General features: G+C 57.4%; 24 protein-coding genes and 1 pseudogene. 7 read left to right on the top strand and 18 right to left on the bottom strand.

Translation table 11 applies throughout. The features are described 5' to 3' along the window. Position 1: 1 nt before the first annotated feature. The 3 genes from tssJ to exaC all read right to left on the bottom strand — a co-directional run bounded on the left by tssJ (position 2) and on the right by exaC (position 3706). Positions 2-499 carry a type VI secretion system lipoprotein TssJ gene (gene tssJ, locus AC6I8E_RS07600; protein ID WP_110331750.1) on the bottom strand — a complete coding sequence of 166 codons (498 nt, stop codon included), beginning with the start codon at positions 497-499 and terminating at the stop codon, positions 2-4. 23 nt (positions 500-522) lie between these two features. After that, on the bottom strand, positions 523-1119 hold the full coding sequence (locus AC6I8E_RS07595) for a hypothetical protein (RefSeq protein WP_013357567.1): 597 nt from the start codon (positions 1117-1119) through the stop codon (positions 523-525). Between the two features lie 1066 nt (positions 1120-2185). Then, complete coding sequence (gene exaC, locus AC6I8E_RS07590; protein WP_013357566.1) at positions 2186-3706, bottom strand: acetaldehyde dehydrogenase ExaC; 1521 nt, start codon at positions 3704-3706, stop codon at positions 2186-2188. 233 nt (positions 3707-3939) lie between these two features. Between exaC and AC6I8E_RS07585 the strand changes: the two genes are divergently transcribed. Next, positions 3940-4503, top strand: coding sequence for a class I SAM-dependent methyltransferase (locus tag AC6I8E_RS07585; RefSeq protein ID WP_497824624.1), 564 nt, complete (start codon positions 3940-3942; stop codon positions 4501-4503). Here AC6I8E_RS07585 and AC6I8E_RS07580 read toward each other — a convergent pair. Next, positions 4491-5216, bottom strand: a complete 726-nt coding sequence (locus tag AC6I8E_RS07580; RefSeq protein WP_033782786.1) for a glutamine amidotransferase — start codon at positions 5214-5216, stop codon at positions 4491-4493. The two genes, AC6I8E_RS07585 and AC6I8E_RS07580, sit on opposite strands and share 13 nt — an antisense overlap. A gap of 172 nt (positions 5217-5388) precedes the next feature. Between AC6I8E_RS07580 and AC6I8E_RS07575 the strand changes: the two genes are divergently transcribed. After that, entirely contained in the window at positions 5389-6273 is an 885-nt protein-coding gene (locus tag AC6I8E_RS07575) for a DMT family transporter (RefSeq protein WP_013357563.1), read from the top strand. Positions 6274-6319: 46 nt separating this feature from the next. Continuing rightward, positions 6320-7699, top strand: coding sequence for a CoA transferase (locus AC6I8E_RS07570; RefSeq protein WP_497824623.1), 1380 nt, complete (start codon positions 6320-6322; stop codon positions 7697-7699). A gap of 1 nt (position 7700) precedes the next feature. Here the strand turns inward: AC6I8E_RS07570 and AC6I8E_RS07565 are convergent, their stop codons facing one another. The 6 genes and pseudogenes from AC6I8E_RS07565 to ghrA form a co-directional block, all read right to left on the bottom strand. After that, positions 7701-8267: a TorD/DmsD family molecular chaperone gene (locus AC6I8E_RS07565; RefSeq protein WP_013357561.1), complete on the bottom strand. Its 567-nt coding sequence runs from the start codon at positions 8265-8267 to the stop codon at positions 7701-7703. Positions 8268-8295: 28 nt separating this feature from the next. After that, positions 8296-8487, bottom strand: a pseudogene (locus AC6I8E_RS07560) (phosphatase); the annotation flags it as partial. 54 nt (positions 8488-8541) lie between these two features. Continuing rightward, positions 8542-8745 (bottom strand): hypothetical protein, encoded by a 204-nt coding sequence (locus AC6I8E_RS07555; RefSeq protein WP_201251708.1) that lies wholly within the window; start codon positions 8743-8745, stop codon positions 8542-8544. After that, entirely contained in the window at positions 8720-9352 is a 633-nt protein-coding gene (locus AC6I8E_RS07550) for an Ssp6 family T6SS pore-forming effector (RefSeq protein WP_201251737.1), read from the bottom strand. Before AC6I8E_RS07550 ends, AC6I8E_RS07555 begins: the two co-directional genes overlap by 26 nt. 117 nt (positions 9353-9469) lie before the next feature. After that, positions 9470-10207: a phosphatase gene (locus AC6I8E_RS07545; RefSeq protein ID WP_497824622.1), complete on the bottom strand. Its 738-nt coding sequence runs from the start codon at positions 10205-10207 to the stop codon at positions 9470-9472. 39 nt (positions 10208-10246) lie between these two features. Continuing rightward, a complete protein-coding gene (gene ghrA, locus AC6I8E_RS07540) occupies positions 10247-11188 on the bottom strand; it encodes a glyoxylate/hydroxypyruvate reductase GhrA (RefSeq protein WP_110331745.1) in 942 nt (313 codons plus the stop codon). A 210-nt stretch (positions 11189-11398) separates the two neighbouring features. On the opposite strand from ghrA, the gene treA reads away from it, so the two are divergent. Both treA and AC6I8E_RS07530 read left to right on the top strand, forming a co-directional pair. Next, complete coding sequence (gene treA / locus AC6I8E_RS07535; protein WP_195857108.1) at positions 11399-13084, top strand: alpha,alpha-trehalase TreA; 1686 nt, start codon at positions 11399-11401, stop codon at positions 13082-13084. A 191-nt stretch (positions 13085-13275) separates the two neighbouring features. Next, on the top strand, positions 13276-15375 hold the full coding sequence (locus AC6I8E_RS07530) for a TonB-dependent siderophore receptor (protein WP_497824621.1): 2100 nt from the start codon (positions 13276-13278) through the stop codon (positions 15373-15375). 66 nt (positions 15376-15441) lie between these two features. On the opposite strand, the gene AC6I8E_RS07525 is transcribed toward AC6I8E_RS07530, so the two are convergent. Beyond that, positions 15442-15690, bottom strand: coding sequence for a GlsB/YeaQ/YmgE family stress response membrane protein (locus AC6I8E_RS07525; RefSeq protein WP_013357556.1), 249 nt, complete (start codon positions 15688-15690; stop codon positions 15442-15444). Positions 15691-15899: 209 nt separating this feature from the next. Here AC6I8E_RS07525 and AC6I8E_RS07520 point away from each other — a divergent pair, with 209 nt between their 5' ends. Together AC6I8E_RS07520 and AC6I8E_RS07515 are read left to right on the top strand one after the other, a co-directional pair. Next, entirely contained in the window at positions 15900-16634 is a 735-nt protein-coding gene (locus tag AC6I8E_RS07520) for a flagellar brake protein (protein WP_497824620.1), read from the top strand. Positions 16635-16730: 96 nt separating this feature from the next. Further along, complete coding sequence (locus AC6I8E_RS07515; protein ID WP_013357554.1) at positions 16731-17861, top strand: mechanosensitive ion channel family protein; 1131 nt, start codon at positions 16731-16733, stop codon at positions 17859-17861. A 120-nt stretch (positions 17862-17981) separates the two neighbouring features. Here AC6I8E_RS07515 and AC6I8E_RS07510 read toward each other — a convergent pair whose 3' ends face one another. The 7 genes from AC6I8E_RS07510 to AC6I8E_RS07480 form a co-directional block, all read right to left on the bottom strand. Beyond that, on the bottom strand, positions 17982-19400 hold the full coding sequence (locus AC6I8E_RS07510; RefSeq protein ID WP_147788315.1) for an L-fucose/L-arabinose isomerase family protein: 1419 nt from the start codon (positions 19398-19400) through the stop codon (positions 17982-17984). A gap of 20 nt (positions 19401-19420) precedes the next feature. Then, positions 19421-20908, bottom strand: coding sequence for an FGGY family carbohydrate kinase (locus AC6I8E_RS07505; protein ID WP_497824619.1), 1488 nt, complete (start codon positions 20906-20908; stop codon positions 19421-19423). 2 nt (positions 20909-20910) lie between these two features. Further along, on the bottom strand, positions 20911-21855 hold the full coding sequence (locus tag AC6I8E_RS07500; RefSeq protein WP_013357551.1) for a transketolase family protein: 945 nt from the start codon (positions 21853-21855) through the stop codon (positions 20911-20913). Then, positions 21848-22678 carry a transketolase gene (locus AC6I8E_RS07495; RefSeq protein WP_418162248.1) on the bottom strand — a complete coding sequence of 277 codons (831 nt, stop codon included), beginning with the start codon at positions 22676-22678 and terminating at the stop codon, positions 21848-21850. Before AC6I8E_RS07495 ends, AC6I8E_RS07500 begins: the two co-directional genes overlap by 8 nt. A gap of 183 nt (positions 22679-22861) precedes the next feature. Then, entirely contained in the window at positions 22862-23968 is a 1107-nt protein-coding gene (locus tag AC6I8E_RS07490; RefSeq protein ID WP_147788318.1) for an ABC transporter permease, read from the bottom strand. Between the two features lie 2 nt (positions 23969-23970). Next, complete coding sequence (locus AC6I8E_RS07485; RefSeq protein ID WP_497824618.1) at positions 23971-25485, bottom strand: sugar ABC transporter ATP-binding protein; 1515 nt, start codon at positions 25483-25485, stop codon at positions 23971-23973. Beyond that, the gene (locus tag AC6I8E_RS07480; protein ID WP_497824617.1) at positions 25485-26084 is read right to left on the bottom strand and encodes a DUF2291 family protein; all 600 of its coding nucleotides are present in this window, start codon (positions 26082-26084) and stop codon (positions 25485-25487) included. Before AC6I8E_RS07480 ends, AC6I8E_RS07485 begins: the two co-directional genes overlap by 1 nt. Positions 26085-26086 lie beyond the last annotated feature (2 nt).

Genomic DNA, 26086 nt, shown 5'->3' with positions numbered 1-26086 from the left:
ATCACTGTTTTTCCACGCGAAGGCCATTAATTCCCGCCACGATGCGCGCATTCAGCTCGCTATCGTCACGTTTCCAGAATGCCCAGAATGAGGGTGACTCCCCTTCGGGAACCGGCAGCGACAGTCGCCACACCTTGCCATCCAGCGCCTGATATTCCGCCATGATGCCGATGAAGCGCGCCTCAGGCAGGCTCTTAATCCGCAGCGTTTTGCTGCGCTGCTCTGGCGTCAGGAAGAATTGCTGGGTGTTAAGCTGCGCACTGCCCAGCACCGTTGCTGACTGGTTTTGCAGGGAGAAGAAGTCTGCTGACATGAACTCCGCATCGGAGCTCAGTAACACCACACGGACCTTCAGCGGCGCACCGCCGTTAAGCTGATTCTGCCCCTGAACGTCCAGGTTGTAGTAAGCCACCGGCGGCGTACTGCTACTGCTGCAGGCCGTCAGCAGCCACATCAGCAGCACGATCAGCCCACCGCGCAGTTGTGTTGTTCTCATCATCCAGCCCTCCCTGCTCAGTGCGATTAGTTAATGATCCAGGTTCCGTTAGTGCTGTTCTGACAGGCAGTGCTGTCACCGTTAACCGCGACGCAGGTTTTCTTCTTGCTACTGCTGCGCACGCGGCGTTTCGGCTGATCGGCTTTGACGGTCTGATCGTAGAGTGCGCTTTTCACCACGGCGCGGAATGGAACATAGCCTGTCAGCTGGACGGTTGACTGCGGCGCGGCCGACTGAGGTGCATCTTTGACACTGGCGGTAGCGTTGTCTGGTTGAGGCTCTGCTGCCTGAGCCGGTTCACCCAGCGCCAGCCAGTTGTTCTCGACCTGACCAATCACGGTGTAGGTTTCGCCGGTTTTCAGCGTCTCCACTACCTTGCCGCCGTAGCCTGGCTGGCTCATTACCGAACCGGGATAGAGCGCGCGATAGGTTTCATTGACCGGACTGAACTGCGCTGGCGGTTTTACGGCATAACGGTGACTGATCGCCACACCGTCCACCGTGCTGGTGACCAGGGTGTCATCGGTCATTTTTGGCGGGGTTTTACAACCGGCGACTGAAAAAACAAACATCAGGCCTAACGCAACGCGGAGCTTCACCATTTTTTTCATGTTGTGTTCCATTCATACCTTGGAGAGTGGCCAGAGGCCGGGTGTCAGTAATGAAAATCGGAGATGTCATCTGCACAGGAAGCCACTTAGTGCCAGATTAAAAAATAATCCTTAAACAAAAAGCGCCTAAGCGTCTTGCTGCGAAACGTTAACCGATCAGCAAAAGTTAAGTATAAAAAAGCAACATCGGGGACGTAAACGGGAAATGGGAGGAATCTGTCCTGGCAAACAACGATCAGAAACATGATCAATTTTTTCCCGGCAAATTTAAGAAGGTGGGGTAAACCCAAGCTTTCCTTATGCCATCCCTGGTCGAAAAACCGGCGGATTGAATTAAGCCGATAACCGTGAGTCAATTATCCGGCAGTAAGAAATGACACATTACGCCCGAATAATTTTCATTATATTGGTTTATTTTCAATGCTTTATAACTTTAGCGAAATTTCATAGCTACCGCACGAGTCAGGTAGATCCTGCCCGTGGTTCAGAGATTACAATCCATGTGTAAATATTAGCTGCGAGTTTACAGAAGATTGACAAAATTTCAACGCCCCACTTTCAGAAGAATTTACTCAAGTAAACCTTAACAAATAAAGTTAATACAAATATGTGTTACTTTTAAGCACACGGTTAGGACTAATCTTAACAACTTGCGAAAATATGAAGTTTTTTTGCACATAAATAAGTTTCCTCTGAGATTGCTATTAAAAGTACTCACGTTTTTAATGGTTCTGATTTAAGCCAAATTTCAAAGTTTTTATGTCGTACAGGCAGTCTGCAACTATGCTGAGTCGCAAGGGGATATTTATATATTTAAATAAATATCAATATCTTATACGGATTTACAGTGAGGGGGATGTAAACCAGGCAGGGTGGGGATTGGAAGGGGTTAAGCGAAACGTTAATCAGGCCAGATGCGCTTTCAGACCAGACTGATTAATTGTTCTTTACCGGTTCGCTTTTATAAACTGGCTACCAGATATTTCCTAACGGGTTTCGGCCTTCTAACCAAAAAAACCACGCCGTAGCGTGGTTTAGTGTGAGAGCGTGCCGCATTAAGCCGGCACGACTAAGACCATCAGAAGAAGCCCAGCGGCTCAATACTGTAGCTGACCAGCAGGTTTTTCGTCTGCTGATAGTGATCGAGCATCATTTTGTGGGTTTCACGCCCGATGCCCGACTTCTTGTAGCCGCCAAAGGCAGCGTGCGCCGGATAGAGGTGATAACAGTTTGTCCAGACGCGCCCCGCTTTAATCGCCCTGCCCACCCGATAGGCGCGGTTGATATCGCGGGTCCAGACGCCGGCACCCAAGCCATAAATCGAGTCGTTGGCGATGCTGATCGCTTCCGCCTCATCTTTAAACGTGGTGATGCCGATCACCGGGCCAAAGATCTCCTCCTGGAACACCCGCATGCTGTTGTTACCTTTCAGCAGGGTTGGCTGGATGTAGTAGCCGCTATTGAGTGAGTCATCCAGCTTCTCTACGCCGCCGCCCACCAGCACTTCTGCGCCCTCCTGCCGTGCCACCTCAAGATAAGAGAGGATTTTATCGAACTGCTGCTGCGACGCCTGCGCGCCTACCATGGTATCGGTGTCCAGCGGGTCACCGCGTTTGATGGTTTTCACCCGCTTCATCACCGCCGCCATAAACGGCTCGTAGATCGACTCCTGCACCAGCGCACGCGATGGACAGGTGCAGACTTCGCCCTGATTCAGGAAGCCCAGTACCACGCCTTCGGCCGCTTTCTCAATAAAGCTCTCCTCCGCCTGCATGATGTCTTCAAAGAAGATGTTCGGTGACTTGCCACCCAGTTCGACCGTCGAGGGGATCAGACTTTTGGCGGCCAGCTCCAGAATGTGCCCGCCGGTAGCGGTAGAGCCGGTAAAGGCGACCTTGGCGATACCGGAATGGGACGCCAGCGCCTCACCCGCCTCTTTACCAAAGCCGTGCACCACATTCAGCACGCCCGGCGGCAGCAAATCTTTAATCAGATCGACAAAGATAGTGATCGACAGCGGCGTCTGTTCAGCCGGTTTCAGTACCACGCAGTTCCCTGCGCCCAGCGCCGGAGCCAGTTTCCAGGCCGCCATCAGCAGCGGGAAGTTCCACGGGATAATCTGCGCCACCACGCCCAGCGGCTCGTGGAAATGGTAGGCAGCGGTGAACTCATCAATCTCTGCCGCGCTGCCCTCCTGCGCCCGGACACAACCGGCAAAGTAGCGGAAGTGATCGACCGCCAGCGGCATATCGGCCGCCAGCGTTTCGCGCACCGGTTTACCGTTATCCCAGGTTTCATAGACCGCCATGGTCTCCAGATGCTGTTCCAGCCGATCGGCAATTTTCAGTAGCAGCAGCGCACGTTGTTGCGGTGAGGTCTTGCCCCAGGCGTCCGCTGCCGCTGCCGCGGCGGCCACAGCGTTATCCACATCGGCCGCGTCTGAGCGCGGGAACTCACCGGCCGCAGAGCCGTTTACCGGCGAGGTGTTAGTAAAGTAGTTACCCTTCACCGGCGCGACGAATTCACCATTAATGAAGTTGCCATACTTCTTCTGTAGCGTAATCAGAGAACCCTGTTCTCCGGGGGCAGCGTAACGCATGATCATTCTCCTGACAGGTGACTGACGTAACAATGATGAAACTTATTATTAACATGAAGGATCATTGTGAGCCTGTCAGGTCTGTTAACCGGAAACTGTGACCGCTCCGAAGGAATAGGCGTTTACGCTGCGCTTAGAGAAAATTCCGACTTTTCCCCGAAAGCGTAGTCAGCGAGAAACTTGTGCGGCACAAAGGGGGTCAACATGAGGATGAATTCATTCCGGAGATAAGCATGCTGGCTTCAGCTTTTACCCAGATGCGCGCTAAAGCCAATTTCGTGCATCAGTTTATACGCAATCCGCGCAAGATGGGCAGCATTACCCCCTCGTCAGAGGCGTTGTGCCGGACGATGATTACGTCGGTGAAATGGCCTGAAGCGGCGCGCATAGCGGAACTTGGCGCGGGTGATGGCGTACTGACCCGACAGATACTGGCACACATGGCACCCGACGCAACACTGGATGCCTTTGAAATCTGCACTACGCTGGCAGACAAGCTAACCGCACTGGAGGACCCGCGCATGACCGTGCGCACCTGTTCTGCGGAGTATCTGAACGGCAACTATGACGTGATCTTCTCCGGCCTGCCGCTGCTCTCATTACCGCCCGAACTGCGTGAAGCCATTCTGCGAGCGGTCTATAACGCCCTTGGCCCGGACGGTGTTTTTGTGCAGTTCCAGTACACCTCACTGACCCAGCCCGATCTGTCGCGTTACTTCACCTGGGAGCGCCAGCGGGTGCTGAAAAACGTGCCACCCGCGTGGGTCTATCGCTGCACGCGTCACTACGCGCCCTGAGCTCGCTCCACTGCCGGGCGCGTCTGTTGCCAGAACGTCACCAGCAACTCGCGCGCCCAGTCTTTGCCCTCAATCTCGTTAGCCCCATCCTCTGTGCAGCCCGGCGGCGTACAGACACTCATAATGTGCCGTGAAAATTCGGGATGGAACTGTACCGAGAGTGCCTGCGGTGAATAACGCACAATCTGACAGCCATCGCGCGCAGAAGCGGCCAGCACCTGCGCCCCGGACGGCGCACTGACGACCGACTGACGATGCGACAACCAGACGCTGAAGTCGGCGGGCAGCTTCTGCAGCAGCGGATCGCGCTGGGTCTGATCGGAGCAGCGAATGGGTAACAGACCGCGTTCCCAGCCGTTGGGATTGTCTGCCACCTCACCGCCCAGCGCATAAGCCATCAGCTGATGGCCGTAACAGACACCGAGCAGCGGCAGACCCTGATCAATCGCCGCTCTGACCCAGGCGGCGCTGCGCTCACTCCAGTCGGCGTGATCGGTGACCATCGCCCATGAACCGCTGAGGATCGCGCCGGAAATCTGATCAAAATCGGGTAAGGCTTCGCCCAGATGAGGCCGCACAATCAGGTACTCATCGGGTTGCAGATTCAGTGCATCAATAAACCAGCGCGGCTGTTCACCAATCTCTGAAACGACGTTTGCGGGTGGGACTTCAAGCTGAATCAACGCAAGGGGTAAGGCGGACGTATAGGTCATACCGAATCGGTTCCTTTAAGAAGTCGTTTCAAATCAGTCTGCCAGCATCACGCCCGAAAGTCTCATCGGGCTGCACCGCAATTGCAGAAAATTTCTCACTGCGATTGGCTGGAGTGCCGCAGTTCGTGCCATCATTAGCGAGCTAAGCAAAAATCATCGAAAGGATATTATCGTGGCTGTGCGGCATTTTTTTCTGATTCTGATGGTGGTTTCCATCTGGGCCTTCAACAACGTGGCGGTGAAATGGGGGCTGCTGGAGTTGCCGCCGCTGTTTCTGACGTTTATGCGCTTTGTGGTCGTCGCCATCGTGCTGGTGCCGTTCTGCCGTATTAACCGTCAGCAGTTGCCCTGGCTGCTGTTGCTGGCTTTTACCTTCGGCTTTATGCACTTCTCGCTGCTGTTTGTCGGCCTGCGTTACACCGATGCCGGTACCGGCGCGATTGTGGTACAGCTGGGCACGCCGATTGCGATGTTGCTGGCAATGGTGGTGCTGAAAGAAAAGCTAAAGCTGGTGCAGCTGCTGGGCATTATGATTTCGCTGAGCGGCGTGGTGGTGCTCTCTGGCAGTCCGACGATTCCCTCGTGGTGGGTGCTCTGTCTGCTGTTGTGCAGCGCCACCGGCTGGGCCGTCAGTAACCTGATAGTGAAAAAGTCGCCGCCGATTAAACCGCTGACCATGACCGGCTGGATTGCGTTTCTGGCGATTCCCATCGTCGGCGGCTCCAGTCTGGTGATGGAATCCCATCAGCTCTATGCGCTGCAGCATGCGGGCTGGCGCGGCTGGTTTGCCATTCTTTATAGCGCCATCGCCTCATCGATTGTGGCCTATACGCTGTGGTATATGCTGCTGAAGAAATATAACGTCAATCTGATCATGCCCTACTCGCTGCTGACGCCGGTTTTATCGGTGGTGATGGGGATTATCGTGCTGGGTGACAGCCTCAACAGCTTTAAGATTATCGGCGCCTCGCTGGTGATCCTGGGCACGGCTATCGCGGTGCTCAACCTGCGTAACCTGCGGATGCATGCGCGCTTCCCGCGCCTGCGGCGGCGTTAATCCTGCGTGCTATGCTTGAGAAATCTCCCCTCTCAGGATGCACAATATGGACTCACAGCTTGCCGCCGCGCTCTGGCAGCAGATGCAGCAGGGATTGCGGGGTCGCGACGACGCCTTGCCTCTTCCTGCCTTCCTTGAGCGCGCCACCTTCGCTTCTGCTTTTGCCGTCAGTGAACTGGCGGCCACCAGCATCGGTCTGGCAACCCAGGCCACCGCCGCACTGGTCGCCGCCTCCCACCCTGAATATCCCTCTCCGCCCGTCGCCGTCAATGTGCGCCTGGCGTCGCGCTGGTTCCAGCAGAGCTTTATCCCGCTGAACCGTGCTGCGCCCGCGATGTGGGATGCGTTTGCCGGTGACTATCGCAGTCGCGATGGCTGGATCCGCCTGCACACCAACGCCGCGCATCACCGGCTGGCGATGGAACAGGTGCTGGGCGCGCACGCCGATCGCGCGGCGCTGGCACAGCAGGTGCAACAGTGGCAGGCAAGCGAACTGGAGCAGGCGATTATTGATGCCGGTGGCTGCGCCGCTGAAATGCGCAGCGCCGCCGCCTGGCAACTGCATCCCCAGGGCCAGGCCGTGCAGCATGAGCCGCTGTTTAGCTGGAAAACAACACTCGCGGCACCCGCTCCGGCGTGGCCGCTGGCCGAAGCGCGCCCATTACTGGGTATCAGGGTACTGGATCTGACACGGATTATTGCCGGGCCGGTCGCCACGCGGTTTCTGGCCAGCCTGGGGGCCAGTGTGCTGCGCATCGATCCGCCAGGCTGGCAGGAGCCGACGCTGGATGAGGAGATGAGCTGCGGCAAACGTCGTGCGGTGCTCGACCTGACACAACCCGCCGATCGCGATCAGTTTATCCGCCTGCTACGTGAAGCGGATGTGCTGGTGCATGGCTACCGGGCGGATGCGCTGGAACGGCTGGGGTTTGATACGGAGACGCTTCAGTCACTCTCGCCCGGTCTGGTTGATGCCGGTCTGAATGCCTGGGGCTGGCAGGGGCCGTGGCGCAACCGCCGAGGCTTTGACAGTCTGGTGCAGATGGGATGCGGCATTGCTGAACGGGGCATGCAGTGGCAGCAGAGCGACAAACCGGTTCCGCTGCCGGTACAGGCGCTGGATCATGCTACCGGCTATCTGCTGGCGGCCGCGGTGCTGGAAGGATTACGGCGACGCGTGACGCAAGGAGATGGCAGCCAGGTGCGGCTGTCGCTGGCACGCACCGCGTGGCTGTTGCAGCAGCATCCCACCGGGCAGTGCGCGGGTTCCGGCATTACGCCACAGGTTAAAGATAACCTGCCCTGTTACGAGTTAACGCCATGGGGGCTTGGGGTCAGGCTCAGGGCAGCCGCCTGGCTACCCGGTACTCCACAGCTCTGCGTAACACCGGGCTGTACGCCGGGCACGCACCCGGCGAGGTGGTAAATCAGGCGTCTGGCGCTTCTTCACTGCTCTCAAGCAGTTCGTTGTACATCGCCTGAATTGCTTCGCGGCTCAGCATCGCCAGCGTGCGATAAAACGCCGTGGTTGCATGCGCTTCCACTTTACCCAGGAACGCACCGCACCACGGCAGCAGGTACTCTTCAAACAGCGCCAGCTGCGCCGCGCTCTCATCTTCCGCTGACTGATCTTCCAGCCAGGATGCGGCCAGCAGCAGCACGCCAAAATGATCAGCAGGCGCATCGCTCAGCGGCATGCCGCGTGAGGTTAAGAACGCACGTACTTCCGGCTCCGTTTTGCCTTCCGGCCACTGTGAGGCGTAAGGCGGCACATTACAGTCGCTGCCGACAAACAGCGCGTTGTAATCGGCGGCCAGCGCCTGCGGATCGCTGTTCTGTTGCAGACGCGTCAGCAGTTCATCCTGCTCCAGCGGCCACTGCGACTGCAGTTTGCCTTCACGCAGCAGCGTGAACAGTGGCACCAGCAGCGGGTCCTGCGGCTGACGATTAAACAGTGAGCCGATCACACGGCACAGAATGGAAAACTCATTCATGAGTCAGATTTCCTTGAGGCAAAATAAATTAAAAGTCAGCCAGTTCAGCAATATGTTTGCCGCTACGCATTTCCAGAAAGTCGAGCAGGCGACGCGGCGTGACATTTAACACCCGATCCTCAGGAAAATCCACCTCACGGGCAATCCGCAGGCAGTAATCGAAATGGCCCAGCGTAAACGCGGTGTGGGAATCGGAGCCAAACGCCAGCCGTCTACCGGAATTATAAGAGTCTATTTCACAGGGTATTCAGGGCAGGGAGAGATCTATGTACTGTCATTCCTTTTGCTCACCTCTGGCTTTACCAAGGAAATAAGCTGCTCCATACCCCATCAAAACAGAACCGAAAAAGCCGCATAGTTTCAGAGCAAGACTATCAAACAAAAATAGCGAAGCGAGAGCCAGGAAACTCATCGCTGCTGTTATCGTACCCTCAAGAAGGTGTGCCGAAAGTTTACCCAGCCATTTTACAAATTTCATTATTAATCCTTCGGCACGTTTGAGGGTGACTATTGATATAATCGAGATATGGCTTTAGCTGGTCTTCAACGACAAAATAGATCATGTCCAGCCCTTGCGGCTGTACTTTCCAGTACATTGCATTGTAGTGATTCTGTAATCTGCGGCTTCCCAAAGCGGCTTCTTCAATCAGTCCTTGCCATAGGGCAGTTGATATGGTGAAGCTGGCACTGAAACGGTACAGGGCTTTATAGGCATAGCTACTACGTGAATTCCTGATGATTGCCACAGCTACTGTTTGTGACACAAAAATCTGACCACCCAAACGGCCACTAACACGGCCTGCACCATATGCCAACTGATTATGTATGGCTTCTTTGCCCTCATCGTCAAGTTTCCGGTAAAACTCGGTAATTACTGTAGTAACCAACCTTCGTAAGGGTTCTTCATTCCTAACCAGGGATTTCACTACTTGGTAGAATCGCTCTGTTTCGCTATCGTTGCGTAATTTGCGGTCATATCCAACAGCACCAGTACTTATATAGGTACGTTTAGCACCATAATACGCACTCTGCGGAATCCCTTTAATGCTATCCCATATACCTTTAGCAATGTTTAAAGCGTTCATTCCCTGACCTTATTTTGTTCAGATACGTTTGATAGTATCTGAATAAAGTCATTTTTTAAAACAGACAGCGATGGCCCTAAAAAGCCCCTGTGCGGGGCAGAGTTCCCGATGAAGCTGTTAAAAGTCAGCCAGTTCAGCAATATGTTTGCCGCTACGCATTTCCAGAAAGTCGAGCAGGCGACGCGGCGTGACATTTAACACCCGATCCTCAGGAAAATCCACTTCGCGGGCAATCCGCAGGCAGTGATCGAAATGGCCCAGCGTAAACGCGGTGTGGGAATCGGAGCCGAATGCCAGCCGTCCACCCGCATCACGCACGGCGGCGGCGATAGCGCGGCAGTTAGGTTCGCTGCCCGGACGCGAATGGGTAAAGGAGGAGTTGTTCAGCTCCAGCGCCACGTCGAAGTGCGCTGCGGCCTCGGCAATCGCCGGGATATCAACCGGGAATTTCGGGTTGCCCGGATGGCTGATGATATGAACCAGCCCGCCCGCCATGGCGGCGATCATCGCGTCTGTGTGATGCTTTCTGTCGCGCGGCCCATAAACCGGCTCATGAAAACCGGCGACGATTAAATCCAATGCATCGAGCATCGGGCCGGAACAGTCGATCTCGCCCTGCTGGTTTTTAATGTTGGCTTCGATACCGCGCAGAATCCCCACGCCATCGATGACGCGCGGCCAGACGCGCATGTTGATGAAGTGCCAGTAGTGCGGCGCATCAGCCATATCGGGGCCGTGGTCGGTAATGGCAAACAGCTTCATGCCGGTTTGTTTCGCCTGGGTCACGTAGTCGTGCAGCGTGCTGTAAGCATGCGTGCTGGCGATGGTGTGCATATGCAGATCTACCGGATACATCCTCTTCTCCTGCTGAGTGCCCCTGCCGGGGCCGGTTCATTAGTAGCCGCGCTGACGATCTACCCTGCCCTGCGGCGGCTCGCCTGCCTGATCCTGGGTGATGGCGCGGGCGATGTAATCGATAGCTTCGTCGATCAAGGTTACCGCCGCATTATGAGGCGTGATCGTGACGCGCGGATGTGACCAGAGCGGATGCGCTTCGGGCAGCGGTTCAACCTGAAACACATCCAGCGCCGCCGCTTTCAGCTGACCGCTATTGAGCGCGGCCAGCAGATCCGCTTCCACCACCTGTGCGCCACGCGCGATGTTGAGGAAGAACGCGCCGTGCGGCAACTGCTCTAAAAAGGCGTGGTCGATAAGATTAATAGTCTCGTGCGTGCTCGGCAGCAGGTTGATCACCACACGCGTCTCCTGCAAAAACGCAGGTAGCGCATCGCGTCCGGCAAAGCTGGTCACGCCGTCGATGGCTTTTGGTGAACGGCTCCAGACGCGTAGCGGGAATCCCCAGGGTTTCAGGCTCTCTGCCACGCTCTGTCCCAGCACGCCCGCGCCCAGAATCCCGACGGTGAAGCTTTCACGCGGGTAAGCAGGCAGCGGCTGCCAGCACTGTTGCTGCTGCTGAAGACGGTAGTCGTCAAAACGACGGAACCAGTTCAGTACGCTATGGACGGCATATTCCTGCATCTGGCGCGCCATCCCGGTATCTTCCAGCCGGTAAAGCGGCACGCTGTCGGGCAGCATCTCAGGGTGCTGCTGCAGCTGTTTCAGAATCTCGTCAACGCCTGCACCCAGCGCAAAGACGCCGCGCAGTGTGGCACGTCCCTGCAGCATCTCTGCGGGGGGTGAACGGACCAGCGCATAATCTGCTGGTCCGTTGTCGCCTGGCTGCCAGGCACGCACACGCGCATGTGGCAGACGCTGTTGCAAACCGTTAATCCAGGCCGCTGCAGACTGCGACGGGTGATACCAGATGATCTCCATCCTGCTCTCCTTTTTTTCTTTCAGCGTCGGGGAAAAGTGAGGTGAGAGCAAGAAAAAACCCGCGTGAAAAAGCGGTTTTTTCCATAAAAATAATTCCCGTGGCTTCACATTTCCGGCTCGCTTCAGGGTGAAGTGGGCAGATAAGGTCTAAAGTTGGTCCTGTGGTCAATGCGTTACGCGCGGCCGCATTTCGGACAAGGAGAAAAACCGATGACAAAAATTGAGGTAAACGCCGACTCACGGCGTCAGCGTTATGCGCCCTTTCTGCTCACGTTGCTGCTGAGCGTACCCGCTTTCACCGCCCATGCCGACGACAACAGCCGCATGCTGAATAATCAGCCGCAGCCGCCGGATGTTCGTTTAGGGCCGCTGTTTAATGCCGTGCAGCAGGCGAAGTTCTATCCCGATCAGAAGACTTTTGCCGATGCGGTGCCGAAATTTGATCCCGCTTCGATTCTTGCCGACTGGCAGATGCAGAAGAAACAGCGCAATTTCGATCTCAAACGTTTTGTTGACGCTAACTTTACCCTGCCCGCTGCGGGCGACAAATATGTGCCGCCCGCCGGACAAAACCTGCGTGAGCACATCGATGGCCTGTGGCCGGTGCTGACGCGCACCACCAGCAGCGCCGGTCAGTATGACTCGCTGCTGCCGTTGCCTAAGCCCTATGTGGTGCCGGGCGGGCGTTTCCGCGAAGTCTATTACTGGGACAGCTACTTCACCATGCTGGGGCTGGCCGAGAGCGGACACTGGGATAAAGTCCAGGATATGACGGATAACTTCGCCTCGCTGCTTGACCGTTATGGCCACATCCCCAACGGCAACCGCAGCTACTACCTGAGCCGTTCACAGCCGCCGTTCTTCAGCCTGATGGTCGACCTGCTGGCGACGCACGATGACGGCAAAGCTTATACCCACTATCTGCCGCAGCTGCAGAAAGAGTACGACTACTGGATGGCCGACAGCGATAACGTCGCGGCGGGCGCAGCCAGCAAGCGGGTGATTAAGCTGGCAGATGGCACCCTGCTCAACCGCTACTGGGATGCGCGCGATGTACCACGCACCGAATCCTGGATGGATGATATTGCCACCGCGCAGAAAGCGCCGCAGCGCAATAAAGCTGAACTTTACCGCGATCTGCGTTCCGGTGCCGCATCGGGCTGGGATTTCAGCTCACGCTGGTTTACCGACGCGCACAACCTGTCGACAATCCGTACCACCCAGCTGGCGCCGGTTGACCTGAATAGCCTGCTATTCCATCTGGAGCAGACCCTGTCGAAAGGCTACCAGATGAACAAGCAGAGCGATCTGGCGAAGCAGTACGCCGATCGCGCGGAGAAGCGCCAGGCGGCGATCAACCGCTATCTGTGGGACAGTAAACAGAACTGGTATGCCGACTATGACTGGCAGAAAAAGCAGGTTCATCCGCAACTGACGGCTGCCGCGCTGTTCCCGCTCTATCTGCAGGTCGCCAGTGATAAGCAGGCTGAAAGCACCGCCAGCGCAGTTGAAAAGCAGCTGCTGAAGCCCGGTGGTCTGGTGACCACCACCGTGAACAACGGCCAGCAGTGGGATGCACCGAATGGCTGGGCACCGCTGCAGTGGGTTGCCGTGGAAGGTCTGGAGCATTACAACCAGCCAAAACTGGCGAAAGAGGTAGGCTTACGCTTCCTGCAAAACGTCCAGACAACCTATGACCGTGAGCATAAGCTGGTGGAGAAATATGTCGTCGACGGCAAAAATCTCGGCGGCGGTGGCGGCGGTGAGTATCCGCTCCAGGACGGCTTTGGCTGGACCAACGGCGTCACGCTGAAACTGCTCGATAAGTATTGTCCGAAAGATAAAACCTGTAACAGCGCCCACGATATTCCGCAGGCGTCAGCCTCACAACCTTAACCCTCTCTGGATACCTCTGGCCTCACCGGAGGTATCCGCACGCCTTTTCAGCGAATTTTACTTGACCTTCTTACATCAACAGGCAAAATTGCAGCCAATTTACAAAAGGTAATAATTCTCATTATGATAATGAGATTACCTATTAACAACTTTACTCACCTGCCTTAATCTTTGCTATGAAAGGAACTCCGATGAAACTGTCACTGTCGCTGAGAGGGTATATTCGCCTCTGCACCCTGGCGCTGACCGCGCCTGCTCTGAGTTTCGCTGCCGATATGGTGGTGACTGCACAACCGCAGGAAGACTCGACGTCACCGACCCAGGGCTATCTGGCGACGACCAGCCAGGGCGCAACCAAAAGCGATCGTCCGCTGATCACCACGCCGCAGTCGATATCCGTGGTCACCCGCCAGCAGATGCAGGATCAGGGCGCGCTGACCCTGAACCAGGCACTCGGCTACAGCTCCGGCGTCTTCACCAACTTTGGCGGTGCCGCGACCCGTTACGACACCATTGCGCTGCGCGGCTTCCACGGCGGCGATGTCGATAACACCTTCCTCGACGGCATGCGGCTGATGAGCGACGGCGGCAGTTTCAACGTATTGCAGGTGGATAACGCCTTCCTTGAGCGCATCGACGTGATCAAAGGCCCCTCTTCTGCACTCTATGGTCAGACGGTGCCAGGCGGCCTGGTCAATATGGTGACCAAACGTCCGCAGTTCGCCGAGGAGGGTCACATCCAACTGCAGGCAGGCAGTAATGCCACCACCGGCACGATGTTTGACTATACCAATGCGATCAACGACCAGTGGGCGTTTCGCCTGACCGGCGTGACCCGCAACAGCGATACGCAGTACGATCACACCCGCGAAGAGAAATATGCGCTGATGCCGCAACTGATGTGGCAGCCGGATGAAGATACCCATCTGATCCTGAAAGCCTATCTGCAGAAAGATCCGTCGGGCGGTTATCACGGTTCTGTGCCGGGCGACGGCAGCCTCACCGAACACAACGGCTATAAGCTGAGCAATGGCTTTTATGAGGGCAACAGCGACCTCGATCAGTTTAAGCGCCGCGAGCAGATCTACAGCTTCGACTTCGCTCATCGCTTTAACGACGTCTGGTCATTCTCCTCAACCGGCAGCTACAGCCACTCCAATGTCGATCTCGATCAGGTCTATCAGATTGGCTGGGACGAAAATAATCCCGATCTGCTGAACCGCTACTACTCTGGCGAGCGCTCGTCGCTCTCCGCCTGGTCAACCGATAACCGTTTACAGGCGGAGTTTGCCACGGGTGAGCTGGAGCACCGCGTCACGCTGGGTGCCGAGTATCATCGCTATAAAAATGAGATCAGCGCGGCGGGCGGTTCGGCTAACCAGCTCAATGCTCTGACCGGCGAACAGGTAGGCGACATGCCGGATTACACCTGGGCGGATAAAACCCGTCGCTACTACCAGACCGGCCTCTATCTGCAGGATGAGATGAAGCTGGATCGCTGGCATCTGGATCTCTCCGGCCGTTACGATCGCATCGTCGCCAATAACAGCGGCAGCGATCGCCGTCAGGATGATCACATCAGCGGACGCGCGGCACTGCTCTATGCCTTCGACAACGGCATCTCACCTTACGTGAGCTGGAGCCAGGCGATTACCCCGACCGCGCTCACCGATCCCAACAATAATCTGCTGAAGCCGACCACCGCTGAGCAGTATGAAGCCGGGGTGAAATATCAGCCCAATGGCACCCGCGATCTCTATAGCGTGGCGGTCTATGACCTGACGCAGAAAGATGTGGCGAACCGCAACGTGCTGACGGCGACCTATTCGCCATCAGGCAAAGTTCACTCACAGGGTATCGAGCTGGAAGCGCGTAATCAATTAACCCCGCGTCTGAGCACCGTGGCGAGCTATACGCTGAATCATCTGCGCTTTAAAGATTCGGTGGATGGCAACAGCGGACATACACCGTACGTCACCCCCAACAGCATGGCAGCACTCTGGGGTCACTATCAGTTTGATTACGGTCTGAGTGCGGGTGCAGGCGTGCGTTACATCGGCAAACAGTGGGCGGACAATGAAAACACCACGCGCGTGCCGTCAGTGACGCTGTTTGATGCGTCAGTGCGGGCCGATCTTGGCGTCTGGAACAGCAGCCTGAAAGGGGCCTGGGTTCAGGTCAACGCCAACAACCTGACCGATCGTACTTATGTGGCGGGCTGCTACGGCACAGGCTACTGCTACTGGGGTGCGGAACGCAGCGTGATGGCGACCGTTGGTTACGACTTCTGATTAAAAGTAAAAGATAAAAAAAGGGGACGAATCGCTTCGTCCCCTTTTTTGTTGAAACCGTTACGGTTAACTGCGTACTTTGCGGTATACGAACAGCACCACGATGGCACCGATAACAGCGACCACAAAGCTTCCGAAGTTAAACCCATCGACGCGGCCGAAGCCAAACAGCGTACTGATCCAGCCACCCACTACGGCACCGATAATACCCAGAACGATAGTCAGAATGAAACCGCCACCGTCTTTACCCGGCATAATCCACTTCGCCAGAATACCCGCGATTAAGCCAAAGACGATCCAGGAAATAATACCCATCTGTTGCTCCTTCCTTTTTATGATTAAAGCGTGAACGCCTGATTTATCAAGCGGTTTACCGCGATAAGTATAGCCAGCTTTTTGGAAAACGCCTCACGGGTCACACTATTTTTTAAGAATTCACCGGCTAAAGCTTTTTTTTGCCGCGCCGATAACCGGGATGAGGCAAAAAAACAGCATCAATACAGTAACCCCTTGCGGAGCAGGACGTGAAAGAAGCCGACCAGGAACAATATTTAAAACGTGGCACGCTGGCGGTTCTGGGCGTAATGAAAGATCTGCTGCGCCTGCAGACGCCACTACTGGTGCGCTTCGCGCGCGGGCAGTTTATCAGCCGGATGCTGGCTGCCGATGAAGATCGCCTTCTGTTTGACCTGGGCAGTAATAATCTGGATAACGAATACGCCCTGACCAGCGACGATCTCAGCATTACCGCTGAAACCTATGGCGCGAAGGTAGAGTTCAGTCTCGCCTCGCTGGAGAGGGTGGAGTTTGAAGGATTACCCGCCTTCAGCGCACCGTTGCCGGAGCTGCTGTGGCAGATTCAGCGACGTGAGTTTTTCCGCGTCTGCGCACCGCTGGAGCCGCAGTTCTGGTGTCATACCCTGTGGCCGGATGGCAGTAAAACGCGCCTGCGTTTACAGGATCTGTCACTGGGCGGCATCGGCGTGCTGGTGGATGAACCGCTGCCGGACGGGTTACAGAACGGCGACAGCTTCAATTCGTTCCGGGTCGAGCTGGGCGAGTATGGCATTTTTGACGTGCCGGTGAAGCTGCTGCACATTGGCGAGCGTTGCGTGGTGACCCGCAAGAATGAAACCCGCATTACGCCCCGACTGAGCTTTCGCTTTGCCACGCTGAACCCGGCGCAGGAGCGGCAGCTTCAGCAGATTATTTTTGCTCTTGAGCGACTGGCTCGCGATAAATCGACCCGTTTCCAGTAACGTCTTCAGGGATGCGCCACACAGGTGGGCCGCATCCAGGCTATGCTTCTTGCTTGTTTTCTTTTAAACCGGAACCCAGCAAGGAGACCCTCCCCAATGGAAAACTGGCTCTCTTCACGTCGTTTTCACTCCCTCTTTTTTAATCAGGAACTCTGGCTCAACAGCGCCATCGTGGTGGTTTCCACGCTGGTGATTTACTGGGTATTACGTACCCTGATTCGCTTTATCTCCAACCGGATTGCGCTTTACAGCGAACATCGTCATGTCCGCGCGACCGCGATTCTGGTGGAGATACTGCGCAGCACCAGCCAGACCCTGCTGCTGATCTTTTCACTGCTGATTGCCCTGAAGTTTGTGGACCTGCCCGAATCCTGGAGCGTGACCATCGCACACGGCTGGTTCCTGGCGCTGATCGTACAGCTCGCGCTGTGGATCGACTGCGGCATCCGGCTCTGGCTGAAAAGCCTGCTGCGCGATCCCCTGCACGTGCGGAATCCGGTGACGACGGTGATCCTCGGGATTCTGCTGCGGGTCGTGGTCTGGATCATGATGTTCCTGGCCATTCTGTCGAACATGGGCATCAATATTACCGCACTGGTCGCCAGCCTGGGCGTCGGGGGGATCGCGATTGCGCTGGCGATTCAGACCGTGCTGAGCGATGTGTTTGCGTCGCTGGCGATAGGCTTCGATAAACCATTCGAGCATGGCGATTTCATTGTCTTTGGTGATATAGCCGGTTCCATTGAACATATCGGCCTGAAAACCACCCGGCTGCGCAGCCTGAGTGGCGAGCAGATCGTCTGCTCAAACACCATTCTGTTGCAGCAGACCATCCACAACTACAAGCGTATGCAGCAGCGCCGCATCGTGTTTAAGTTTGGCATCAGCTATGCCACGCCTTCTGAGCAGGTGCGCCAGATCAGCCCGCTGGTGAAAGAGATTATCCAGGGCGTTGAGACCACCCGTTTTGACCGCGCCCACTTCCTGGCTTTCGAGGACTCAAAGCTGACTTTTGAAGTGGTCTATTTTGTGCTGGATGCGGATTACAACAAGTACATGGATATACAGCAGGAGATTAACCTGCAGCTCATGGCGGCTCTTGAAGAGCGCAATATCCGCTTCGCCTTCCCGATCCGTCAGGTTGAGTTCAGCGGGGGTAATCTGCCGCCGGTGGATCTGGTTGCCGTGGAAAGTGACGATGGCGAAGTGCGCAGAATGGCGCGCTAACATGCCCGCCCTCCTGTCCTGAAAATGGCGGGCCATGAAGCCGATGCGGCCAGAACCGTGGTCTCATCGGCTTCATGGCCCGCATTGCCCTTATCGCGTTCTGCGATTCACTCTCATCGCTTACTGATGCCGGTAACAACTCACGCCGAGATACTCACTGAATGCTTCCTGCAGCACACCGGCCGTGGCCGAGTGGTTCATCGCCACGTGGTGCTCAAAGCCATTGCGGCAGATCCACGCCAGCAGCGTCTCCAGCTGCGGCACCTGAATGACCGCACGACAGCCGACCGTGTCCAGTGGATCGGTGACCGACATTCCCTCGCCCACATAGGCTTTGATTTCGCCGCTGAAATCGTCGGTCGAGAGGCGGAAATAGGTAAGGTCGCCCTGCTTCATCCGGCCATGCACCGCACCGCAGGTGTTCTCTTTGCCCACGGTGGTGCCAATAATATCCGCCGTGCCCATGGTCGGTGACTCCAGGCTGGCGCTGGCAAAATTTCCGCAGTGAAACAGCACGCATTTGTCCCGCTCGTCGCCAAAGTTGTTGTTCCAGTCCGCCAGTGAAGCAGGACTCAGCGAACAGCTGGCAAGCGCATACATCGACAGCGCGCCCATCACGTCCACTTCACAGGCGCTGGGCATCAGCTGTCCCGACATCACGCTCATGATTGAGCAGACGTTGATGCCCAGGTTTTCCTGCAGCGACGTCCAGCACTGAATGGCCGTCGTGTCGATATCGTTGTCACTGATCCACTCGCTGATGACCACAAACAGTTTGGCCATAGTCACCATTTTGTCCCCCGGAATGCCGCGCGCATCGGCGTTGGCTTCCAGGATCTCGCGCTTCTCTGCCACGCGGATATCGTCATCACGCAGCCGGTTTGTGCGGGTAAAAATCTCCGATAAATCCAGGGTTTCTACCGCGATGCCCATCTTCTCCAGCAGCTTTTCGCTGTAGCGGACGGTGTTGAATCCGGCGGGCCGCGCACCAATCGCGCCAACGCGCACCCGCCGCATCGCATTCACTACCCGGCAGAGCTGGCTGAAGCGCTGTAAATCCTGCTGAAAAACCTCGCCGCTCAAGGCGCAGACGTGCTGGCGGGTCAGGGTAAACGGAATGCCATACTGTCGCAGGTTGTTGCAGAGCGAAATTTTGCCGCAGAAGCTGTCGCGTCGGGTCGCCAGCCCCATTTTATCCAGGTTGTCCTCTTCCGCCTGCACCAGTACCGGCACATTCAGCCCGGCCAGACGAAGCGCTTCGGCAATGGCCTTTTCATCACCAAAGTTAGGCAGCAGCACCACAATGCCGTGAATCGCTTCGCGATGCTGACGAAACAGCGCAGCACAGGTTTTAGCCTCCTGCCGCGTCTCGACGCCGCCCAGATTGGTCTGCGTTTCATCCAGCATCACCGTATTAATGTTCATCTTTTCAAACAGCGCAACCGCCTGCTGGCGCGCCTCGCCCACCAGATAGCTGGGAAAAAATCCCCGGTTGCCAATGATGACACCGAAGGTTAACTGCTGAGGAAGTGTTGACATGGCTCTGCTCCGGTTAAGGATTAATGTGGCTGATAACGACAGCGTGCAACGGCGTCGATCCAGCCTTTATAGTTTTCCTGCATACGCTGCGCGTGCTCTTCACGCGGCATGATGACGCTCCCGCCCTGCAGCGCCTGCATATCACTGCCCTGCTGCCACCATCCCAGTACTTTGCCCGCCAGCAGCGCCGCGCCCAGCGCGGATACTTCGGCGGTCGGCACCCGCTGCAGCGGCCGCTGTAACACATCCGCCTGTAACTGCATCAGCCAGCTGTTTTCGGTGGCGCTACCATCCACACAGAGGGCCGGGAGCTGCTGGCCGCTGGCCTGCTCCATCGCAAAAAAGACGTCGGCGATTTGCCAGACGATCGACTCCAGCGCGACACGCGCCAGTACGTCGGGCGTGGCGGCGTCCGTCAGTCCGCATACCATGCCGCGCGCCTGCAGATCCCACCAGGGCGCGCCCAGGCCGGAGAGCGCCGGGACAAAATAGATGCCCTGATTGTCGTCGCAGCGCTGCGCCATGGCGGTCAGCACACGCGGATCCTGCACGCCGAGCAGTTTGCCCAGCCAGGCGGCACCGGAACCGGTGTGGGTGATGTTGCCTTCAAACGCATAACGCAGCGTGCCGTCGTGCCAGGCCACGGTGGTGCTGAGGCCATTTTCCGTCAGTAGCGGCGTCGCCATCGACATCATCAGTGAGGAGCCGGTGCCGTAGGTGGCTTTCACCACTTCTGACTCGCCGCGCCGCTGTGCCTGCAGCGCAGCATGGGAGTCACCGATGCGCGCCAGAATGGGCGTGCCGGGCGCTAAGCCGGGAATGTCACGCACCGCGACCACGCCCTGTTCGCTGGCGGAGGAGGTAATACGTGGCAGCGCGGCGCGCGGTAGCTGAAACAGCGACAGCAGCTCGTCGTCCCAGTCATTAAGATGCAGACTATAAAGTTGAGTGCGGGCGGCGTTGGCGTGATCGGTAACGAATACCTCACCTGCGCTGAGCTGCCAGCTGAGCCAGCTGTCGACGGTGCCGATGCAAAGCTCACCGGCTGCGGCCCGCGCCGCGCCGTTGGGAATGGCGGCCAGCATCCCGGTCAGCTTGGCGGCCGGAAACATCGGATCAACGGCCAGCCCGGTTAAGCCGGTAATACGTGGCGCTTTGCCCGCCTGGTGCAGATCGCGACAGAATGCCTCTGAGCGTCGATCCTGCCAGCTCACCAGTGGCGTCAGCGGCTGACCATCACGCCGCTGCCAGATCAGCACCGACTCGCGCTGATTGCTGATCGCTACGGCCGCGACAGGCGCGCCATCACAGGCTGACAGACACTGGATGATTGCCTGCTTTACCGCCTGCCAGATTGCCATAGGGTCCTGCTCCGCCAGTCCGGGCTGCGGATGTTGCAGGGTTAAACTCTGGCTGCCGCGCGCCACGACGCGGCCACTGCGATCAACCGCAATCGCCTTGGCGTTGGTGGTGCCTTCGTCGATCGCCAGAATCAGGGGTCCCACCATGTTTATGCTCCTGCGCAGATGCGTGCTGCACTGTTGACTACGCTGCTGGCATCAATGCCATGACGGGCACGGGTCGAGGCGCGATCGCCGGCAATCGCATATTCGCCATCCGGAATGCCGAGCCTTAACAGCGGGATGCCGCAGCCGCCTTCCGCCAGCACTTCGGCCACCAGGCTGCCGACACCACCATTGACGTTGTGCTCTTCTACGGTAATCACCGCTGGGTAGTGATTTAACAGGTTGCGCAGCTGTTGGGTATCACAGGGACGAATCGATGGAACCGCGATCACACCGGCTGAAATGCCCTGTTCAGCCAGTTGCTCAGCGGCGTGAACCACCTCGTGAACCGTTGAGCCCATCGCCACCAGCGCGATGTCGCTGCCTTCCCGCAACAGGTCGATCGCACCCGGACTGAACCGGTAGCTTTCGTCGTGCAGCTGCGGCAGATCTTTGCCGTCCAGACGGATATAGACCGGGCCAACATGCTCAAGGGCGTAGTCGATGATCTGGCGGCACTCCAGCGGGCAGGAAGGCGCATAGATCTCGATATTGCCGAAACCGCGCATCACCGCGATATCATCAATGCTGTGGTGGGTGCTGGCTAATGGGCCATAGCTGGCCCCGGCATTCAGCCCGAACAGTTTGACGTTGGTATTGTTGTAACAGACGTCCACTTTCACCTGCTCATTGGCGCGTGATACCAGAAACGGCGCGGCGTTACAGGTCACCGCAACTTTGCCGCCCAGCGCCAGCCCGGCCGCTGTGCCCACCAGCGTCTGCTCGGCGATGCCGACGTTGATCAGCCGGTCGGGAAACGCTTTGATAAAGGGGGCGATTTTGGCAGTTGAGGTGGAGTCAGCCACCACCGGCACCAGATCCACGCCGCGATTCACCGCGTCGATAAAGGCCGTTACCATGACGCTTGCTAAATGTTGTGCATTACTCATCTTTCAGTTCCTCCAGTGCCAGCGCGATCTCTTCGCCTTTCGGCACCCGGTGATGCCATTCGGCTTTGCTCTGAATAAAGGAGATACCAAAGCCCTTTTCGGTATGTGCCACGATCACCTGCGGCTTGCCGTTCTTCGGCAGGTTTTCAATGGTGTCGACGATCGCCGCCATCTCATTGCCGTTGCATTCGGTGACCTCCAGCCCGAAGGCGCGCCATTTTTCCGGCAGCGGATCGGTGTTCATGATGTCGCGGGTCGCCCCCGCCAGTTGCAGCTTGTTTTTGTCATTAATGATGATCAGGTTGTCGAGGCCGTAATGCGCTGCGACCAGTGCTGCCTCCCAGTTGCTGCCTTCGGCCAGTTCCCCGTCGCCGGTCACCACAAAGATGCGGCGCGAGCTGTTATCTTTTTTCGCTGCGATAGCGATGCCCACCGCCACCGGCAGTCCGTGTCCCAGTGCGCCAGTATTCAGCTCAACGCCAGGCGTTTTCTGCCGCACCGGATGGCCGGGCAGATGTGAGTCGGCATGCTGATAAGTTGCCAGCCAGTCGGTCGGAAAGTAGCCCGCTTCCGCCAGCACGCAGTAATAACCGCCCACCGCGTGTCCTTTAGACTGGATGTAGATGTCACGCTGATCGTCGTCCGTGCGATCCGGAGCGCAGTTCAGAATGCGGAAGTAAAGCGCGGTGAGGATCTCCACCTGCGATAGATCGGCACCGGTATGACCGCCTGCCGGGCTGCCCGCATTCAGCTGGATGATGCGACGACGGATAGCACGCGCCCGACGCTCAAGGTCTTCGACAGGAAGATTGAAAGGATTCATACACTACCTCTGAATTTTAAATCGTTTATGAATATATATTCACGTCGGTTAAAAAAATTTCTGCCAGAAAAGGCGTGCCTTACACTGGCACTCTCCTTTGTCTGCCACTCTGCCCGTTAATCCGGGCAGGCCATCCCCGTGAGCAGAAACATGCAGCAGTCCCGCCTGCCTGGCTCAGCGCGTTCAGGATTTTGCCGGTGAGCCCTCCTCGATTAATGCTTTCTGTGCCACCACCGCCGCCTTCTGCTGCATCCGGCTTTGAGTCTGGTCGATAATGACCGCGATGATGATGACAATGCCCTTAATGACCATTTGCCAGAATTCGCTGACACCCATCATGATCAGGCCATCCGCCAGAAAGCCGATGACAAACGCCCCGATCAGTGTGCCAACAATGGTGCCGCGTCCGCCCGCCAGCGAGGTGCCGCCCAGCACCACGGCGGCAATCGCGTTCATCTCAAACGCGGTGCCGTTCGCCGGATGGCTGGCGACCAGCTGCGATGAGACCACGATGCCGGCAATGGCTGCACAGAAGCCCGACAGGGTGTAGACCAGAATTTTCACCTGCCGGGTTTTCACCCCCGACAGTTCAGCGGCACGCTCGTTGTCGCCGATGGCATAGACCTGACGGCCAAACGGCAGACGACGGGCGATATAGGCGATGACCAGCGCCAGCAGCACCATCATCCAGATGGCAAACGGCAGCCCGAGAAACGTCCCCGCACCAATCCTGTCGAAACCGGTATTGCCCAGTAGCGGATTGCCCTGCAAACCGGGAAAGGTCTCGCCGCCAGAGGTAAGCATTGCCGCCCCGCGCAGGATGTACATGGTGCCGAGGGTGCAGATAAAGGGGGCCACATTGTAGCGGGTAATGATCCAGCCGTTGCCCGCGCCAATCAGCGCGCCGACCAACAGCACCACCGGCACAATGACCCAGACGCTGGGAAAGATAGCGATGCCAAACATCGGCAGCACAATCCCTTTAGTGATCAGCCAGCCGGCGATCATGCCGCATAGCCCTAAGGTGGCCCCAATCGACAGGTCAATGCCTGCGGTGATAATGACAAAAGTGATGCCCAGCGCCAGAAAGGCGTTGATGGCGATATGTTTCACCATGATCACCAGGCTGCCGGTGGCGAGAAAGTCCGGCACGGTGATGGCGAAGAAGCCGACAATCAGAATCAGCGCAATAAAGGTGCGCAGTTTCAGAAGCAGCAGCAGAATGCTTTCGCGTGAACTGAACGCTTTAGCCGGAAGTGTGTTCAGCGCGACGCTGTTATTGCTTTTCATGCTCAGAACCCCTGCGCACTTGCTTTCACCAGCGCTGCCTCTTCCGCCTGGTCGCGGGGAAGATCAGCCGTAAGTTTGCCGCCCGACATCACCAGGATGCGATCGGCTACCGCCATAATCTCTTTCAGGTCTGAGGTGGAGAACAGCACGGCGATGCCCTGCTGCGACAGCGCCACCATGGTGCGAAATACCTCGGCTTTGGCCCCGACGTCAATGCCGCGGCTCGGCTCATCCAGCAGCAGCAGACGTGGGTTGGTCAGCAGCGCACGACCAATCACCACTTTCTGCTGATTGCCGCCGCTGAGTGCACTGATGGCGACGTCCGGCGACGAGATTTTGATCGCCAGGTTGCCCACCGTCTGGTTCACCGCCTGCTGCTCCGCCTGATGCGCAATGGCAAAGCGGTGCGACAGTCGCCGCCACAGGCTGGCGATGGTGAGATTACTGGCGACCGATGAGACCGGGAAAATCCCGGCGCGTTTGCGATCCTCCGGCACCAGGCTCATGCCCATACGGATGCGATCGGCGGTCGGCAGACGGGTTGGCAGTGGTTTACTGTCGAGCCACAGCCTGCCGAGATAGTGGCGCTGGCTGCCGAGCAGACACTCAAACAGTTCGGTGCGACCCGCGCCCATCAGTCCGTAGATCCCGACAATTTCGCCGGCCCGCACCTGAAAACTGACGTCATCCACCAGCGTATTGCCGTTGGGACTGACGCAGGTAATGTGCTGCGCCTCCAGCACCGGCGCGCCAAATTCACGCCGATCCGGCAAAAAGGTCGTGACCGGCTCACTGCCCAGCATCTCGCGCACGATCCACGGTACATCGATGGTGCTGACCGGGGCTTCCGCCTGGAAACGTCCGTCACGCAGAATGGTAATCACGTCACCAATCGCCATCAGCTCCTCCAGCCGGTGAGAGATATAGATGAGGGTCACGCCCTGCTGCGTCAGGTCGCGGATCACCCGGAACAGGATCTCCACTTCGGTTTTGCTCAGTGCGGAGGTCGGCTCGTCGAGGATCAGAATGTCTGCATCTTCTGCCAGCGCTTTGGCGATCTCCACCAACTGCTGCTGACCCACTTTGAGATTGCCGACCCGCTCAGTGGGCGAGATCGGCTGATCGAGCCGCGCCATCAGTGCGGCGGTGCGGCGTGCCTGCTCCGCCTCATTGATGGGTGACAGGCCGCGCTGGATCTCCCGGCCCAGAAAGAGGTTCTCCGCCACCGAGAGGTTTTCAAACAGGTTCAGCTCCTGGTGCACCATGCCGATACCGTGCCGGGCGGCGTCACGGGTGCTGCTCAGCGTCAGTGGCTCGCCATTCAGGAACAGCGAACCGGCGCTGGGCTGCTGCACCCCGGCCAGAATCTTCATCAGGGTCGATTTTCCCGCCCCGTTTTCACCGATGATGACGTTAACTTTGCCGCGCCAGACCCGGTAGTCGACGCGATCCAGCGCCAGCGTGCCGGGAAACAGCATCGATATCTGTTCGGCCCGCAGAATGATCTCATCGTTCATCAGGGCGTCCCCCGCTTCAGCTCCACCGCCACCACCTCTTCAACGCTGTTGTGACCGATGCTCACCGCCAGCAGCGCCTGCACCGGCTGGTTGACCCAGCTGGCATCCAGCGGCGGCAGCTGCTTCACCGCATGACGATTAAGCGCCCGCGTCAGTTGGGCGTACTGCACCTGATTTGTAAACTCCTCGAAACGGAACCCGGCGGCGTCACGAATAGCGTTGCTGCGCAGCACCGGCCCGACGCTGACTGCCACCGGTTTACCGTTGATCGTCAGCGTCAGCGTGCGTTCACGCGGATTACTCTCATCAAAAGCGCTGGCCGTCCCGCTGGCCCGTACGAAGACGCTTTCACGCCCCCCGGGTTTAACCGTCTGACTTTTCGCCTCCATGTCGGCCCAGCTCAGCGCGTGGCTGTTCGCGGTGGTCATGACCCGCGGCTGCCAGGTCTCCTCCGCAATCTGCTGCGGCGTCTGGGTGGTATAACTGGGTTTCGCGTGCGGATCTTTCGGCAGAATCGGGTTACCGTCCGCATCCAGATCCACCACGGTGCAGGCGCTGAGCAGCGCCATACCGGTCAATACCGCCACTATCCGTTTCATGG

Source organism: Pantoea sp. X-Soil-YNGN-785 (assembly GCF_059730585.1).
This window is presented reverse-complemented; position numbering and strand designations above follow the sequence as displayed.

Coding starts and splice junctions, on each gene's coding strand:
- AC6I8E_RS07565 (WP_013357561.1), bottom strand. CDS start 8,267: ATGAATGAGTTTTCCATTCTGTGCCGTGTGATCGGCTCACTGTTTAAT.
- AC6I8E_RS07505 (WP_497824619.1), bottom strand. CDS start 20,908: ATGGTGGGACCCCTGATTCTGGCGATCGACGAAGGCACCACCAACGCC.
- AC6I8E_RS07545 (WP_497824622.1), bottom strand. CDS start 10,207: ATGTATCCGGTAGATCTGCATATGCACACCATCGCCAGCACGCATGCT.
- treA (WP_195857108.1), top strand. CDS start 11,399: ATGACAAAAATTGAGGTAAACGCCGACTCACGGCGTCAGCGTTATGCG.
- AC6I8E_RS07580 (WP_033782786.1), bottom strand. CDS start 5,216: ATGACCTATACGTCCGCCTTACCCCTTGCGTTGATTCAGCTTGAAGTC.
- exaC (WP_013357566.1), bottom strand. CDS start 3,706: ATGCGTTACGCTGCCCCCGGAGAACAGGGTTCTCTGATTACGCTACAG.
- AC6I8E_RS07485 (WP_497824618.1), bottom strand. CDS start 25,485: ATGAACGATGAGATCATTCTGCGGGCCGAACAGATATCGATGCTGTTT.
- AC6I8E_RS07480 (WP_497824617.1), bottom strand. CDS start 26,084: ATGAAACGGATAGTGGCGGTATTGACCGGTATGGCGCTGCTCAGCGCC.
- AC6I8E_RS07495 (WP_418162248.1), bottom strand. CDS start 22,678: ATGAATCCTTTCAATCTTCCTGTCGAAGACCTTGAGCGTCGGGCGCGT.
- AC6I8E_RS07550 (WP_201251737.1), bottom strand. CDS start 9,352: ATGAACGCTTTAAACATTGCTAAAGGTATATGGGATAGCATTAAAGGG.
- AC6I8E_RS07530 (WP_497824621.1), top strand. CDS start 13,276: ATGAAACTGTCACTGTCGCTGAGAGGGTATATTCGCCTCTGCACCCTG.
- AC6I8E_RS07555 (WP_201251708.1), bottom strand. CDS start 8,745: ATGAAATTTGTAAAATGGCTGGGTAAACTTTCGGCACACCTTCTTGAG.
- AC6I8E_RS07500 (WP_013357551.1), bottom strand. CDS start 21,855: ATGAGTAATGCACAACATTTAGCAAGCGTCATGGTAACGGCCTTTATC.
- AC6I8E_RS07515 (WP_013357554.1), top strand. CDS start 16,731: ATGGAAAACTGGCTCTCTTCACGTCGTTTTCACTCCCTCTTTTTTAAT.
- AC6I8E_RS07595 (WP_013357567.1), bottom strand. CDS start 1,119: ATGGAACACAACATGAAAAAAATGGTGAAGCTCCGCGTTGCGTTAGGC.
- AC6I8E_RS07585 (WP_497824624.1), top strand. CDS start 3,940: ATGCTGGCTTCAGCTTTTACCCAGATGCGCGCTAAAGCCAATTTCGTG.
- tssJ (WP_110331750.1), bottom strand. CDS start 499: ATGATGAGAACAACACAACTGCGCGGTGGGCTGATCGTGCTGCTGATG.
- AC6I8E_RS07490 (WP_147788318.1), bottom strand. CDS start 23,968: ATGAAAAGCAATAACAGCGTCGCGCTGAACACACTTCCGGCTAAAGCG.
- AC6I8E_RS07570 (WP_497824623.1), top strand. CDS start 6,320: ATGGACTCACAGCTTGCCGCCGCGCTCTGGCAGCAGATGCAGCAGGGA.
- AC6I8E_RS07525 (WP_013357556.1), bottom strand. CDS start 15,690: ATGGGTATTATTTCCTGGATCGTCTTTGGCTTAATCGCGGGTATTCTG.
- AC6I8E_RS07510 (WP_147788315.1), bottom strand. CDS start 19,400: ATGTCAACACTTCCTCAGCAGTTAACCTTCGGTGTCATCATTGGCAAC.
- ghrA (WP_110331745.1), bottom strand. CDS start 11,188: ATGGAGATCATCTGGTATCACCCGTCGCAGTCTGCAGCGGCCTGGATT.